The following is a 13,948-nucleotide window of genomic DNA, read 5'->3' as shown; positions in this document are numbered from 1 at the left end:
GTGAGCGCGAGCGAGCACGCGATCGTAATCCGCGAGGAAACGCCGTTGCAGGACGACGTGCGCGCGCTGATCGCCGAGCTCAACGACGCCATCGCCGAGATGGAACCGGAAACGCCCGACGCCTTCAACTTCTGCCTGAGCGTGGAAGACATGGCGACGCCGGACACCACGCTCTGGGTCGCCCGGCGCGATGATGCGGCGGTCGGCTGCGGCGCGCTGTGCCGTCACGCCGACGGCACGGGCGAGGTGAAGCGCATGTATGTGCGCGCCGACCTGCGCGGCGCGGGTGTCGCGGCCCTGATCCTCCAGCGGATCGAGAGCCGCGCCCGCAAGGAGGGCCTCGGCCGCCTCGCGCTCGAAACCGGCCATCTCTACCAGGCCGCGCACCGTCTCTACGAGCGCGCCGGCTTCCAGCGCACCGGTGCGTTCGGGACCTATCCCGACAATCCCTATTCGATTTTCTACGCGAAGGCGCTCGGCGAACCCGCCCTGCTCTGACGCCGCCCGATCCGGACCCAGCGAACCCATGACCGATCTGACCGCCCTGACCATCGCCGAAGCCCGAGACGCGCTGAAGGCCAAGCAGTTCTCGGCCGTGGAACTGACCGACAGCTATCTCACCGCCATCGATCAGGCGAACGCCTCGCTCAACGCCTATGTCGCCGTGACGCCGGACAAGGCGCGCAAGATGGCGCAGGCCTCCGACGCGCGCCTCGGTGCGGGCGAGGGCGGTGCGCTGGAGGGCATTCCGCTCGGCGTGAAGGACCTGTTCGCGACCGAGGGCGTCCACACCCAGGCCTGCTCGCATATTCTCGACGGCTTCCGGCCGCGCTACGAATCCACCGTCACCAGCAATCTCTGGCGCGACGGCGCTGTCATGCTCGGCAAGCTGAACATGGACGAGTTCGCCATGGGCTCCTCCAACGAGAGCAGCCATTACGGCGCGGTGGTGAACCCCTGGCGCCGCACGGATTCCGACACGCCGCTCGTGCCGGGCGGCTCGTCCGGCGGTTCGTCGGCGGCGGTCGCGGCGCGGCTTTGCGCCGGCGCGACGGCGACGGACACGGGCGGCTCCATCCGCCAGCCGGCCGCCTTCACCGCGACGGTCGGCATCAAGCCGACCTATGGCCGCTGCTCGCGCTGGGGCGTCGTCGCCTATGCGTCCTCGCTCGATCAGGCCGGCCCCGTGGCGCGCGACGTGCGCGACGCGGCGATCCTTCTGCGCTCGATGGCCTCGGTCGATCCGAAGGACACGACCTCGGTCGATCTGCCCGTGCCGGACTACGAGGCGGCGGTCGGCGGCTCGCTGCGCGGCAAGCGCATCGGCATTCCGCGCGAATATCGCGTCGATGGAATGCCCGCCGAGATCGAGGCGCTCTGGAGCCAGGGCATCGAATGGGCCAAGGACGCGGGCGCCGAGATCGTGGAGGTCTCGCTGCCGCATACGAAATACGCGCTGCCGGCCTATTACATCGTGGCCATGGCCGAGGCCTCGTCCAATCTCGCGCGCTATGACGGCGTGCGCTACGGCCTGCGCGTGCCCGGCCGCGATATCGCCGACATGTACGAGCAGACCCGCGCGAGCGGTTTCGGCCGCGAGGTGAAGCGCCGCGTCATGATCGGCACCTATGTCCTGTCGGCCGGCTACTACGACGCCTATTACCTTCAGGCGCAGAAGGTCCGCACCCTCATCAAGCGCGACTTCGAGCAGGTGTTCGAGGCGGGCGTGGATGCGCTCCTGACGCCGGCGACGCCGTCCGCCGCCTTCGCGATCAACGATCAGACGCTCAAGGACGATCCGGTCGCCATGTATCTGAACGACGTCTTCACCGTGACGGTCAATCTCGCCGGCCTTCCGGCGATTTCCGTCCCGGCCGGCCTGTCCAGCGAGGGGACGCCGCTCGGCCTCCAACTGATCGGCCGCCCGTTCGGCGAGGAAACGCTGTTCACGGCGGCGTCCGCCATCGAGAAGGCGGCCGGCCGTTTCGCGCCGAAACGCTGGTGGTGAGCCTCCCCGCCTTCGCATCCCGTTCCATGGCCGCCGCCACCGACCCGATCCTGATCCGAGTTCGTCCATGACCCTCGTCGATACCCGCACACCCGATCCGCGCAAGTTCATCTCCGGCCTGACCGGGGACTGGGAAATCGTGATCGGCATGGAAGTTCACGCCCAGGTCCTGTCGGAGGCCAAGCTCTTCTCCGGCGCCTCGACCGAGTTCGGCTCGGAGCCGAACGACAACGTCTCCCTGGTGGACGCGGCCATGCCCGGCATGCTCCCGGTGATCAACGAGGAATGCGTGCGTCAGGCCGTGCGCACGGGCCTCGGGCTCAAGGCGGCGATCAACAATCGCTCGGTCTTCGACCGCAAGAACTATTTCTACCCGGATCTGCCCCAGGGCTATCAGATCTCGCAGTTCAAGGACCCGATCGTCGGCGAGGGCATCGTGCTCGTCTCGGTCGGCCCCGACTCCAAGGGCCAGTTCGACGAGATCGAAGTGGGCGTCGAGCGCCTGCATCTGGAGCAGGACGCCGGCAAGTCGCTGCACGACCAGCACCCGACCATGTCCTTCGTGGACCTGAACCGCTCGGGCGTGGCGCTGATGGAGATCGTCTCCAAGCCCGACATGCGCTCGGCGGACGAGGCCAAGGCCTATCTCACCAAGCTGCGCACCATCCTGCGCTATCTCGGCACCTGCGACGGCAACATGGACGAGGGTTCCATGCGCGCCGACGTCAACGTTTCCGTGCGTCGCCCGGGCGGCGCCTTCGGCACGCGCTGCGAGATCAAGAACGTCAATTCGATTCGCTTCGTGGGCCAAGCCATCGAGTCGGAAGCGCGCCGCCAGATCGCGCTGATCGAGGATGGCGGCACGGTCGATCAGGAAACGCGGCTCTTCGATCCGGTGAAGGGCGAGACCCGTGCCATGCGCTCCAAGGAAGACGCGCACGACTACCGCTACTTCCCGGACCCGGACCTTCTGCCGCTCGAGTTCGACGACGCCTTCGTCGATTCGCTGCGCTCCGCCCTGCCGGAACTCCCCGACGACAAGCGTCAGCGCCTGATGGAGACCGCCGGCCTTTCGGCCTATGACGCCTCGATCCTCGTTTCGGAAAAGGCGATCGCCGATTTCTTCGAGAAGACGGCGGCCGGTCGCGACGCCAAGCAGGCGGCGAACTGGGTGATCAACGATCTCCTCGGCGCGCTCAACAAGTCCGGCAAGTCGATCGAGGAGACGCCTGTTTCCGCCGATCAGCTCGGCGCGATCCTCGATCTCATCCGCGCGGAGACGATCTCCGGCAAGATCGCCAAGGATCTCTTCGAGATCGTCTGGAGCGAAGGCGGTGACCCGCGCGAGCTGGTCGAGACGCGCGGCATGAAGCAGGTGACCGACACCGGCGCGATCGAAAAGGCGGTGGACGAGATCATCGCGGCCAACCCCGACAAGGTCGCCCAGGCTCAGGCGAAGCCCACGCTGGCCGGCTGGTTCGTCGGACAGGTCATGCGCGCCATGGGCGGCAAGGCCAATCCGCAGGCGGTGAACGACATCGTCAAGGCCAAGCTCGGCCTCGAGTAAGGCCGGTTTGCGATGGACTTTCGCCCTGCACAAGACCATAACCCTTGCCGACGCGAGGAAAGAGCCCGATGAGCAAAGTGAGCCCTTGGCTTATTCAGATTTTCACTTGGTGGAACGGCCAGACGATCGGCACACGCTTCTACACGTGGCGCTTCGGCCAGCCCGTGGGCGAGGATGAGCGCGGCAACAAGTACTACCAGACCGCCGACGGCAAGCGCCGCTGGGTGATCTACAACGGTCCGGCCGAAGCGACCGCGATCGGACCCGGCTGGCACGGCTGGATGCATCACCGCGTCGACACGCCGCCGCCGAAGGAAGACTATCGCGCCCGCGAGTGGGAAAAGCCGCATCAGGTGAACCTGACCGGAACGGGGCAGGCCTATCGCCCGAAGGGCTCGCTGCTCAACACCGCCGAGCGCCCGCGCGTGTCCGGCGACTACGACGCGTGGCAGCCCTGATCGGGGCCCTCGGTCGATGACATCTTTCTCGCTTCGCCGGCTCCTGGGAGCCGGCTTGCTGGCGTTGGCGCTCTCGCCCGCGCCGGCCTCCGCCGAGCGCATCGCCAACAAGGTCGCGGTCTTCTCCGGTCTCGACAAGATCACCGGGCGGACCACCACGTTCGACGTGACGGTGGACGAGACGGTGCAGTTCGGCACGCTGCGGGTGACGCCGCGCGCCTGCTACACGCGCTCGCAGAGCGAAGCGCCCAAGACCGACAGTTTCGTGGAAGTGGACGAGATCACGCTGGACCGGCAGATCCGTCGCATCTTCTCGGGCTGGATGTTCGCCGATTCACCCGGCCTCAACGCCGTCGAGCACCCCGTCTACGACGTGTGGCTCAAGGACTGCAAAAGCGAGTCCAGCGATCCGGCGTCGGCCGGGTAGAAGGTCGCCGGCTCGGCCAGCGCCGCTTCCAGGCGCTGGCGATAGGTCTCGCGCGGAATCTCGATCGCGCCGAAGCGCGACAGGTGGCCCGTGATGAACTGCGTGTCGAGAAGCGTATAGCCGCCGCGCCGCAGCCGATCCCATAGATAGACGAGCGGGATTTTCGAGGCGTCCGTGCGCCGCGAGAACATGCTCTCGCCGAAAAACGCACCGCCCAGGCTCACGCCGTAAAGGCCGCCGACGAGCTGATCGCCGTCCCAGGCCTCGACGCAATGCGCGTATCCCATCGCGTGCAGCGAGAGGTAGAGGCTGCGGATCTGCTGATTGATCCAGGTGTGCTCGCGCCCGGGCGCGGGCTCGGCGCAGCCGTCGAGAACGGCGGAAAAGGCCGTATCGACACGGATCTCATAGGGCTGCCGCCGGATCGTCTTGACGAGACTGCGCGGAACGTGGAACGCATCCAGCGGGAGAATGCCGCGCAGGATCGGATCGACCCAATAGATCGAGTCGTCCTCGGCATCCTCCGCCATCGGAAAGATGCCCGCCGCGTAGGCTTTCAGCAGGAGCTCCGGCGTCAGCCGGAACTCCTCGTCGTTGCGCCTCGGGGCCATGGGCGCTCAGGCCGCCTTGGCCAACCCCGCCAGATATTGTTCCAGCCAGTGAATATCATACTGGCCGGCCTGGATATCCGGGTTGTCCACGAGGTCCTGGAACAGGGGGAGCGTCGTCTTCACGCCGTCCACCACGATCTCGTCCAGCGCGCGGCGGAGGCGCATCAGGCATTCGTTGCGCGTGCGGCCATGCACGATCAGCTTGCCGATCAGGCTGTCGTAGAAGGGCGGGATCGAATAGCCCTGATAGACGCCGGAATCGACACGAATACCGAGGCCGCCGGGAGCATGGTAGTAGGTGATCTGGCCGGGCGAGGGCGCGAAGGTGCGCGGGTCCTCGGCGTTGATGCGGCATTCGATGGCATGGCCGAGAAAGTTGATGTCGGACTGCTTCACCGACAGGCCGAGGCCCGCCGCCACGCGAATCTGCTCGTGGACGAGGTCGAGACCCGTGATCGCCTCCGTCACCGGATGCTCGACCTGCAGGCGCGTGTTCATCTCGATGAAATAGAACTCGCCGTCCTCGTAGAGGAACTCGATCGTGCCCGCGCCGCGATAGCGCAGCTCCGACATGGCGTTGGCGCAGATTTCGCCGATGCGCAGGCGCTGCGCGTCGTCGAGCGCGGGCGAGCGCGCCTCTTCCCATACCTTTTGGTGGCGGCGCTGGAGCGAGCAGTCGCGCTCGCCGAGATGGATCGCGTTGCCCATCCCGTCGCCGAAAACCTGCACCTCGATATGGCGCGGCTTGGCGAGATACTTCTCGATATAGACCGCGTCGTCACCGAAGGCCGCGCCGGCTTCCGAGCGGGCCGTCGCCAGAGCCACCGGCAGGTCGGCCGCGCTCTTGGCGACCTTCATGCCGCGTCCGCCACCGCCGGCCGAGGCCTTGATGATGACGGGAAAGCCGATCTCGGCCGCGATGCGCGCGGCCTCGCCATCGTCGGTGACGGCGCCGGCCGAGCCGGGAACCACGGGAATGCCCAGGCGCTTGGCCGTGCGCTTGGCTTCGATCTTGTCGCCCATCACCCGGATATGGTCGGCGGTCGGGCCGATGAAGGTGATGTTGTGGGCGTCGAGAATATCGGCGAAGCGCGCGTTCTCGGACAGGAAGCCGTAGCCCGGATGCACGGCATCGGCGCCGGAAATCTCGCAGGCGGCGAGAATCTGCGGAATGTTCAGGTAGCTGTCGCGGGCCGGGGGCGGGCCGATGCAGACGCTCTCGTCGGCGAGGCGAACATGCATCGCCGCGTTGTCGGCGGTAGAATGAACCGCCACGGTGGCGATTCCGAGTTCCTTGCACGCGCGCAGGACGCGGAGCGCGATCTCGCCGCGATTGGCGATCAGAACCTTGTTGAACATGACGGGCCTTTCATCGATCGACGGGGGCGCTGAAACGGGACGCGGGATCGGCTCAGCCGATCACCACCAGCGCTTCGCCGTATTCGACGGGCTGCCCGTTATCGACGCAGATCCGCTTGATCGTTCCCGAGCGCGGCGCGGGAATCTGGTTCATGGTCTTCATCGCTTCGATGATGAGAAGCGTGTCGCCTTCGTTGACCGACTGGCCGATCTCGATGAAGGCCTTGGCGCCGGGTGCCGGCGAGAGATAGGCCGTGCCGACCATGGGCGAGGGGACCGAACCGACTTCCGGACCGGCGGCCGCCGCAGGCGCCATGGGGGACGCGGGCATGGGCGCAGCCTGCGCGGGCGCCGGGGCCGGCGCGGCATAGGGCACGCTCGCGGCATAGCCGCCGGCCGCCACATATTCCTTCTTGCGCGAGACGCGGATGCGAAGCTCGCCCTGTTCGATCTCGATTTCCGTCAGGTCGGTGTCGTTCAGAATGTCCGCGAGCTCACGAACAAGAGAGCGATCGACTTTCGTTTCCGAGTTCTGCATGGGAATCCTTCGACATCAATTGGGTTGGGCCGCGCGCCGTTGCGACCGAGGGTTCGGTTTCGATCGCACCGCTCGCCTCGAAACGGCGAATGGGCTTCTGCGGGACACGAAAGTTCAGGTGACAAAACCTGTTCCCTCGCGTCTCGACGCCGGCCGGGTCACGATCCGTTTGGTGTGGCGTATAGACCGGCGCAAGGTTTGGGAAAAGCTCCCATTTTGCGCCGATGCCACGGAATCTCAGCAGGTGGCCTTCCCGCATTGGCGCACATTGCCGATTTTGGCGGCGAGGGCATCCGCGCCGACCGCGCCGGCCACCAGTTCGTCGCCCACGACATAACTCGGCGTGCCGTTGATACCGAGCGCCATGGCGAGCGCGCCGGTCTCCTGCAACTCGGACTGAACGGCCTGACCCTGCAGAAGCGGCTTCAGCACCTCCGGCTTGACGCCGAAGCTCTCGGCCACCTGAAGCGCACGGGCTTCGTCCACCTGCGTCTTGGAGGCGAGGAGCTTGCGCTGGAACGCGCCGTAGCTTTCGGGCTTCACGGAGCGGAACGCCAGGCTCACGCGGCTCGCCGCTTCCGAAGCGGGCCCGAGCACCGGGATTTCCTTGAGCACGACCCGCAGCTTCGGGTCGCTGTCCATGAGCACGTCCATGTCGCTGGCGGCACGTTTGCAGTAGCCGCAATTGTAGTCGAAGAACTCCACGAGCGTGACATCGCCGCTGGCGGCGCCGAGCGCCGTGCCCTCGGGCGTCGCGGTCAGGGTCTTGCGCGAGGACTCGATCGTCTCGCGGCGCGCGGCGTCCTCCTGCGCGGTGCGCTTGGATTCCAGCGCCTGCATCGCCTCTATCAGCACTTCGGGATGCGTGACGAGATAGTTGCGCACGATCCCCTCGATGTCGCGGGTCTGTGCGTCGTCGAAGGCGAGCGCCGGGCTGGCCGCGCCGATCGCGAGAGCGCCGGCCAAGGCGAGAAGACCGGAGCGGGCCGCCAGTCGGGAGAATGTCATGAACGCTTGACCTTGGTCACGAGGATATCCTGCGCTCGCCGCCATTGCGGCGAGTCGGGACGGAATTTCTGCTGCGCGCGCGCCGCGAAGATCTTGGCCTGGGTGAAGTTGCCGCCCTCCCAATAGCCCTCGGCGGTGGCGAGCTCGGCGTCACCGATCTGACCGAGATTGCCGTAGGCCATGGCGAGAAACCGGTAGGCCGAGGCATTGCCGGGATCGGCTTCCAGTCCGCGCTGGATCTGGGCGATCGCGTCCTTCATCTTCTCGCGCTTGCCGCCGGTGACGATCGCCTGACCGATCGACGCCTGGATGAGGCCGGACCGCGACTTGTCGAGTTTGGCGGCCTTGGCGAAGGCGAGTTCGGCGTCGCCCGCGCGGCCTGCCGTCATCAGGATTTCGCCCCGGAATTCCTGGAACCAGGGATTGTTCGGCTGCTTGGCGATCAGGGCGTCGATCTTGTCGAGCGCGGCTTTCGGCGAGCCGGCCAGATGCGTGGCGATGGCGTCGCCATAGAGGGCGGGGAGCGACAGGAGATCGCGGCCGAAGGTGCGACGAACCTGCGTCGCGCCGCCATTGTAGGCCGCGATCTTGGCACGGGCGAAGTCGTGCCGCATCTGCTGCTCGGGCGAATCCTTCTTGTCGAAGAACGGGCTCTCGCGGGCGGCGGTCTGGAGGAAGCCGATGCGGTCCTGCGGCGCGGGGTGGGACGAGAGATAGGTGGTGCGCGACACGCCCGCGAGCATGTTCTTGCGCATCAGCCCTTCGAAACTGTCGAGAAGGCCCTTGGGCGACTGGCCGGTCTTGCGCAGATAGGTGAGGGCGGAGCGATCGGCCGTGGTTTCCTCCGTCCGCTGATAGGCGAAGAGCCCCCGCTGCGCGATGCCGCCGCCGCTCGTCATCAGACCGCCGCCGAGCCCGGCGACCGAGCTGTTGCCCGAAGCCGCGCCCGCCGCCGCGACGCCCGCGCCGAGGAGGCCCGCGACCACGGCGATGGTCTGCGCCCTGGCAATCTGGTCGCGCAGCCGCTCCTGATGCCCGCCGGCGAGATGCCCGACCTCGTGCGCGATGACGCCGATCGTCTCGTTCGGCGTCTCGGAATCGAGAAGCGTGCCCGTGTTGATGAAGATGCGCCGGCCGGCGACGAAGGCGTTGAAGGCAAGGTCGTTGACGAGAACGATCTCGACCCGGCTCGGCGACAGGCCGGCGGCCTTCAGGATCGGGGCGGCGTAGTCCTTGACCAGACTTTCGATCTCGGCGTCGCGCACCACGGGAAGGCGCCGCTGCCCGGCCGATTGCGCGAACGAGGGCGTCGCGCTGGTGGCCACCGAAGCGAATGCGATCGCGACGGCCAGGCATCCCGTCGACAAACGTCGGCCCCAATCTTTCATGCCAACCCTTCCCATCGTCCCCGACCCACCCCTATGAACGGCGCGAGGCCCGAGCTTAACCAACCTGCCCGTTCGAGGGCATGTCTTTCCGGCGATTGTGAGACTCGACATGTATACCAGCCGTCCGATCAAAGCATCCCGACGCTCCGAAATCGATCCGTTCCGCGCGATGGACGTGCTGGCGGAAGCGAACCGGATGGCGGCGGCGGGCGCGCCGGTGATCTCGCTGGCCGTCGGTCAACCGTCCGCGCCCGTTCCCAAAGCCGCTGCCGATGCGGCGAGCACGTTCCTCCAGGCAGGACGGATCGGCTATACGGACGCGCTCGGACGCTCCAGCCTGCGCCGGCGCATCGCGCGCCATTATGCCGAGCGCTACGGCGTGGACGTTCCGGCCGAGCGGATCATGGTGACGACGGGCTCCTCCGCCGGCTTCAACCTCGCCTTTCTCGCCGCCTTCGATCCGGGCGATCGGATCGCCATCGCCAATCCCGGCTATCCGGCCTATCGCAACATCCTGAAGGCGCTCGGTCTCGTGCCCGTGGAAATTCCGGTCGGGGCCGACGAGAACTATATCCTGACCGCCGATCGGCTGCGCGAGGCGCACCGGGCGCAGCCGCTCCAGGGCGTTCTGATCGCGAGTCCGGCCAATCCGACCGGCACCGTAACGCCGCGCGAGGACCTGCGGGCGCTGGTGGAGTGCGCCGACGCGGAAGGGATCACCTTCATCTCGGACGAAATCTATCACGGCCTGTCCTATAGCGAGCCGGACGTCTCGGCGCTCGAGTTCTCGGATCGCGTGATCGTCGTGAACTCCTTCTCGAAATACTACTGCATGACGGGCTGGCGCGTCGGGTGGCTGGTGCTGCCGGCTTCGCTCGTGCGCGCCTCCGAGCGGATCGGGCAGAGCCTCTATATCTCGGCGCCCGAACTCAGCCAGGTCGCCGCCGAAGCGGTGTTCGACACGACCGACGAGCTGGAACGGATCAAGCAGGACTATGTGCGCAACCGCGCCGTTCTGGCGCAGCACCTGCCGTCTCTCGGGTTCACCGACATCGCGCCGATCGATGGCGCCTTCTATGCCTATGCCGGTTTGCCGGAGGGGTGGGACGACGCGAGCGCCTTCGCCAGGGATGCGCTGAAGTCCTGCCACGTCGCGTTCACGCCGGGCGTCGATTTCGACCCGGTGGCGGGCGAGCGCTTCGTGCGCCTGTCCTATGCCGGCTCGACCGCCGATATCGCGGAAGCCATGGATCGGCTCGGCACCCTCCTCGGGCGCTGAACGCCAAACGAAAAGGGCGGCCTTTCGGCCGCCCTTTTCTTCGAATTGTCAGGGCTCAAAGAAAGCCGCGACGCGACCACCAGCCGCTGCGCTTGGGACGGGTGTCCTCTTCGCTTTCCGGCAGATCGACGCCGTTGTTGGTGAGGCGGGGCGTACGGGGCTCGGCCGAGGTCTCGGCCGTTTCCTCGCTCGCCTCGGGAGCCGTTTCCGTCGCTGCCGGCGCGGCATCGTCGGACGGGAAGACTTCGTCGAGCGGCGGGTTCTCGTCGATCAGAGCGCCGGCCTCGGCCGTTGCCGCCATGACCTCGTTCTCGTCCGGCACGTCGCTGTTGCGATCGGCTTCGAGTTCGGCGAGCGGGCGGCCGTCGAGATCGACGCCTTCGATCGCATCCACCGCGTCCGTCATTTCGGGCTCGAAGGACCGCGCCGCGACGTCGCCGATCTCCACCGGAGCGTCGTCGGCCTCTTCACTCGTATCAACGGCGACGTCGTCCGACACCACAGTCGGCACGTCTTCATCGGAGCCAGCGCCGTCCGCGACGTCCATGACCGGCGCGTCCTGCGCGCCGTCCTCGCGGGTGCGGCGACCGCCCCGACGGCCACGGCGGCGGCGCTTGCGGTTCTTGCCGTTCTCGTCGTCGCCCGCGTCGTCCGAGCCATCCGACTCGTCGCCGGCGGCTTCGACGGTCTCGTCATCAGAAGAAGCGTCCTCGGCTTCCGAGGTCACGTCGGATTCGCCGCCCTCGGCCGCGTCGCCGTTCTGGTCGGACTTGCGACCGTTGCGCCGGCGACGGCGGCGACGGCGCGAACCATCGCGGCTCTCGTCCTCCGCGCCCTTGTCGTCCGCGACGTCCTCGACCTCGTCCTCGATCGGAACGGCCACCGCCTCTTCCTCTTCGAGCACGGCGTCGATCACGTCATCCGGCGCCAGCGTGACGGGGCGCACGGGCTCGGGGCGCGGCCGCTTCACGGCTTCGGCGCCATGCTCGATCGTGATGTGCTGGTGGCCGTGACCGTCCACCGCTTCCAGCGTGATGCGCAGGCCGTGATGGGCTTCCAGTTCGTCGATGGTCCGGCGCTTCTCGTTGAGGACGTAGAGCGCCGTCGCGGTCGGCACGCGCACGATGAGATCGTGCGTGCCGTGCTTCTGCAGATGCTCCTCGATCGTGCGCAGGACATGCAGCGCGAGCGACGAGGCGGAGCGGATGAAGCCGTTGCCGTTGCAGACCGGGCAGGTCTGCATCGTGGATTCGAGCACGCTGGCGCGGATACGCTGGCGGCTCATTTCCAACAGGCCGAAATGCGAGATGCGGCCGATCTGGATGCGGGCGCGATCGTCCTTCAGGCAGTCCTTCAGGCGCTTCTCGACGTTCCGGTTGTTGCGCTTCTCCTCCATGTCGATGAAGTCGATGACGATCAGGCCGGCGAGATCGCGCAGGCGAAGCTGACGTGCGATTTCCTCGGCCGCTTCCAGATTGGTCTGGTAGGCCGTGTCCTCGATCGAATGCTCGCGCGTGGAGCGCCCGGAGTTCACGTCGATCGCGACCAGCGCTTCCGTCTGGTTGATGATGATGTAACCACCCGACTTCAGCGTCACGTTCGGCTGCAGCATCTTGTCGAGCTGCGCCTCGATGCCCTGGCGCGCGAAGATCGGTGTCTGGTCCCGATAGGGCTGCACGACCTTCGCCTGGCTCGGCATCAGCATCCGCATGAAGTCCTTGGCTTCGCGGTAGCCGGCGTCGCCCGCAACGAGGACCTGATCGATGTCCTTGTTGTAGAGATCGCGGATGGAGCGCTTGATCAGGCTGCCTTCCTCATAGACGAGGGTCGGCGCCGTGGACTGCAGCGTCAGCGTGCGCACGGTTTCCCAGAGGCGCATCAGATATTCGTAGTCGCGCTTGACCTCGGCCTTGGTGCGGTTGGCGCCGGCCGTGCGCAGGATGATGCCCATGCCGCGCGGAACTTCGAGATCGCGCACGACCTCCTTGAGACGCTTGCGGTCGGCCGCATTGGTGATCTTGCGCGAGATGCCACCGCCGCGCGCCGTGTTCGGCATGAGAACCGAGTAGCGACCGGCCAGCGACAGATAGGTCGTGAGCGCCGCGCCCTTCGAGCCGCGCTCTTCCTTCACCACCTGCACGAGGAGGATCTGGCGACGCTTGATGACTTCCTGGATCTTGTACTGCTTGCGCGGCTGGCGCGAGCGGACGGGGACTTCCTCCATCGCGTCTTCGCTGCCGACTTCGTCGACCTGCTCGGCTTCCTCCTCGGACGACGCCGGCTCGGCATCGGACGAGCGGGTGCGGCGGCGCGAGCGGCGGCGCTTGCCGCCTTCGGCCTGCGCGTCGTCCTCGCCGGCGGTCGCGGCTTCGCTGTCGTCGGACGTGTCGGACGAGGTCTCGGCACCGGTCTCCGAAGCGTCGACCACGACGGCCTCATCGGAACCGGCCTCGCCGTAGTTCCCGACCTGGGCCGAACCGACCTCGGAGATTTCCTCCTCGGCGTCGTGGATCTCGTCCACGCCGGTTTCACCGTCGCTGTCGCTCACCTCTTCGGAGATGCTTTCGTCCGTCGCCTCGGCGGCCTTGGCGCCGCCGTCCCGGGAGCGGCGCGAGCGCGAACGGCTTTCGCGAGCGGGCTTGCGCTCCGGCTCGTCCTCGTCCTCGGCGGCGGCCCGCGCGAGTTCGTCCTCGATCAGCGCCTGACGGTCGGCGACCGGGATTTGGTAGTAGTCGGGATGGATTTCGCTGAAGGCGAGGAAACCGTGGCGGTTGCCACCATACTCGACGAACGCGGCCTGGAGCGAAGGCTCGACCCGCGTCACCTTCGCCAGATAGATATTGCCCTTGATCTGCTTCTTGTGTTCCGACTCGAAATCGAACTCTTCGATCCGGTTACCCTTGACGACGACGACCCGGGTTTCTTCCGGATGCGACGCATCGATCAGCATCTTGTTTGCCATGGAATCTCAACTCCGAGACCCTGACCCCGCCGGATGGTCCGGCGCGCCGCGCCGGTTGAAAGATCGGGAAGGGTGGGCCCTCAGGCGTCGTGCGGTTCGGAGCCAGCATCGTCCCGGCGAAGGAATGCCTCGCTCGCCCAATCTGGCGGCGGTCGATCCGGGATGAGAGATATGCTGACGACACGCGCACGCGACCTGCAACTAAGGGATGGCCGTTTCGTCGGCCGATGAAAAGACACACGTTCGACCATTGGGCCGTTCCGTGAGATGCGGTCCCGCCGAGAAATCTCGGACGGGAAAGAATTTGTCGAAGGCCCGTCGCACACGATCGCCGTTGCGGATC

At 66.8% G+C, this 13,948-nt stretch carries 12 protein-coding genes; 6 read left to right on the top strand and 6 right to left on the bottom strand.

Annotated elements, in window-relative coordinates; translation table 11 throughout:
- From B146_RS0104775 to B146_RS0104755, 5 genes are all read left to right on the top strand, one after another.
- Complete coding sequence (locus tag B146_RS0104775; RefSeq protein ID WP_019995280.1) at nucleotides 1-498, top strand: GNAT family N-acetyltransferase; 498 nt, start codon at nucleotides 1-3, stop codon at nucleotides 496-498.
- Between the two features lie 28 nt (nucleotides 499-526).
- Nucleotides 527-2,008, top strand: coding sequence for an Asp-tRNA(Asn)/Glu-tRNA(Gln) amidotransferase subunit GatA (gene gatA, locus B146_RS0104770; protein WP_019995279.1), 1,482 nt, complete (start codon nucleotides 527-529; stop codon nucleotides 2,006-2,008).
- Between the two features lie 67 nt (nucleotides 2,009-2,075).
- Nucleotides 2,076-3,575, top strand: a complete 1,500-nt coding sequence (gatB, locus tag B146_RS0104765; protein WP_019995278.1) for an Asp-tRNA(Asn)/Glu-tRNA(Gln) amidotransferase subunit GatB — start codon at nucleotides 2,076-2,078, stop codon at nucleotides 3,573-3,575.
- A 68-nt stretch (nucleotides 3,576-3,643) separates the two neighbouring features.
- A complete protein-coding gene (locus B146_RS0104760; protein WP_019995277.1) occupies nucleotides 3,644-4,033 on the top strand; it encodes an NADH:ubiquinone oxidoreductase subunit NDUFA12 in 390 nt (129 codons plus the stop codon).
- Nucleotides 4,034-4,049: 16 nt separating this feature from the next.
- The gene (locus tag B146_RS0104755; RefSeq protein ID WP_026358332.1) at nucleotides 4,050-4,460 is read left to right on the top strand and encodes a DUF2155 domain-containing protein; all 411 of its coding nucleotides are present in this window, start codon (nucleotides 4,050-4,052) and stop codon (nucleotides 4,458-4,460) included.
- Here the strand turns inward: B146_RS0104755 and aat are convergent.
- The 5 genes from aat to B146_RS25045 form a co-directional block, all read right to left on the bottom strand.
- The gene (aat, locus tag B146_RS0104750) at nucleotides 4,400-5,071 is read right to left on the bottom strand and encodes a leucyl/phenylalanyl-tRNA--protein transferase (RefSeq protein ID WP_019995275.1); all 672 of its coding nucleotides are present in this window, start codon (nucleotides 5,069-5,071) and stop codon (nucleotides 4,400-4,402) included. The genes B146_RS0104755 and aat overlap by 61 nt on opposite strands.
- Nucleotides 5,072-5,077: 6 nt before the next feature.
- Complete coding sequence (gene accC / locus B146_RS0104745) at nucleotides 5,078-6,430, bottom strand: acetyl-CoA carboxylase biotin carboxylase subunit (RefSeq protein WP_019995274.1); 1,353 nt, start codon at nucleotides 6,428-6,430, stop codon at nucleotides 5,078-5,080.
- 52 nt (nucleotides 6,431-6,482) lie between these two features.
- Nucleotides 6,483-6,968 carry an acetyl-CoA carboxylase biotin carboxyl carrier protein gene (gene accB, locus B146_RS0104740; RefSeq protein ID WP_019995273.1) on the bottom strand — a complete coding sequence of 162 codons (486 nt, stop codon included), beginning with the start codon at nucleotides 6,966-6,968 and terminating at the stop codon, nucleotides 6,483-6,485.
- 237 nt (nucleotides 6,969-7,205) lie between these two features.
- Nucleotides 7,206-7,976 carry a DsbA family protein gene (locus tag B146_RS0104735; RefSeq protein WP_019995272.1) on the bottom strand — a complete coding sequence of 257 codons (771 nt, stop codon included), beginning with the start codon at nucleotides 7,974-7,976 and terminating at the stop codon, nucleotides 7,206-7,208.
- The gene (locus B146_RS25045; RefSeq protein ID WP_019995271.1) at nucleotides 7,973-9,343 is read right to left on the bottom strand and encodes a M48 family metalloprotease; all 1,371 of its coding nucleotides are present in this window, start codon (nucleotides 9,341-9,343) and stop codon (nucleotides 7,973-7,975) included. The genes B146_RS0104735 and B146_RS25045 overlap by 4 nt, the downstream gene beginning before the upstream one ends.
- A 130-nt stretch (nucleotides 9,344-9,473) precedes the next feature.
- Here B146_RS25045 and B146_RS0104725 point away from each other — a divergent pair, with 130 nt between their 5' ends.
- The gene (locus B146_RS0104725; protein WP_019995270.1) at nucleotides 9,474-10,643 is read left to right on the top strand and encodes a pyridoxal phosphate-dependent aminotransferase; all 1,170 of its coding nucleotides are present in this window, start codon (nucleotides 9,474-9,476) and stop codon (nucleotides 10,641-10,643) included.
- A 55-nt stretch (nucleotides 10,644-10,698) separates the two neighbouring features.
- Here B146_RS0104725 and B146_RS0104720 read toward each other — a convergent pair whose 3' ends face one another.
- On the bottom strand, nucleotides 10,699-13,605 hold the full coding sequence (locus tag B146_RS0104720; RefSeq protein ID WP_026358330.1) for an Rne/Rng family ribonuclease: 2,907 nt from the start codon (nucleotides 13,603-13,605) through the stop codon (nucleotides 10,699-10,701).
- Nucleotides 13,606-13,948 lie beyond the last annotated feature (343 nt).

It is taken from the genome of Aureimonas ureilytica DSM 18598 = NBRC 106430 (assembly GCF_000382705.1).
In the GTDB taxonomy this organism is placed as follows: domain Bacteria; phylum Pseudomonadota; class Alphaproteobacteria; order Rhizobiales; family Rhizobiaceae; genus Aureimonas; species Aureimonas ureilytica.
Note: the sequence above shows the minus strand (reverse complement) of the source record. Positions and strands in the feature narration are given on the sequence as shown.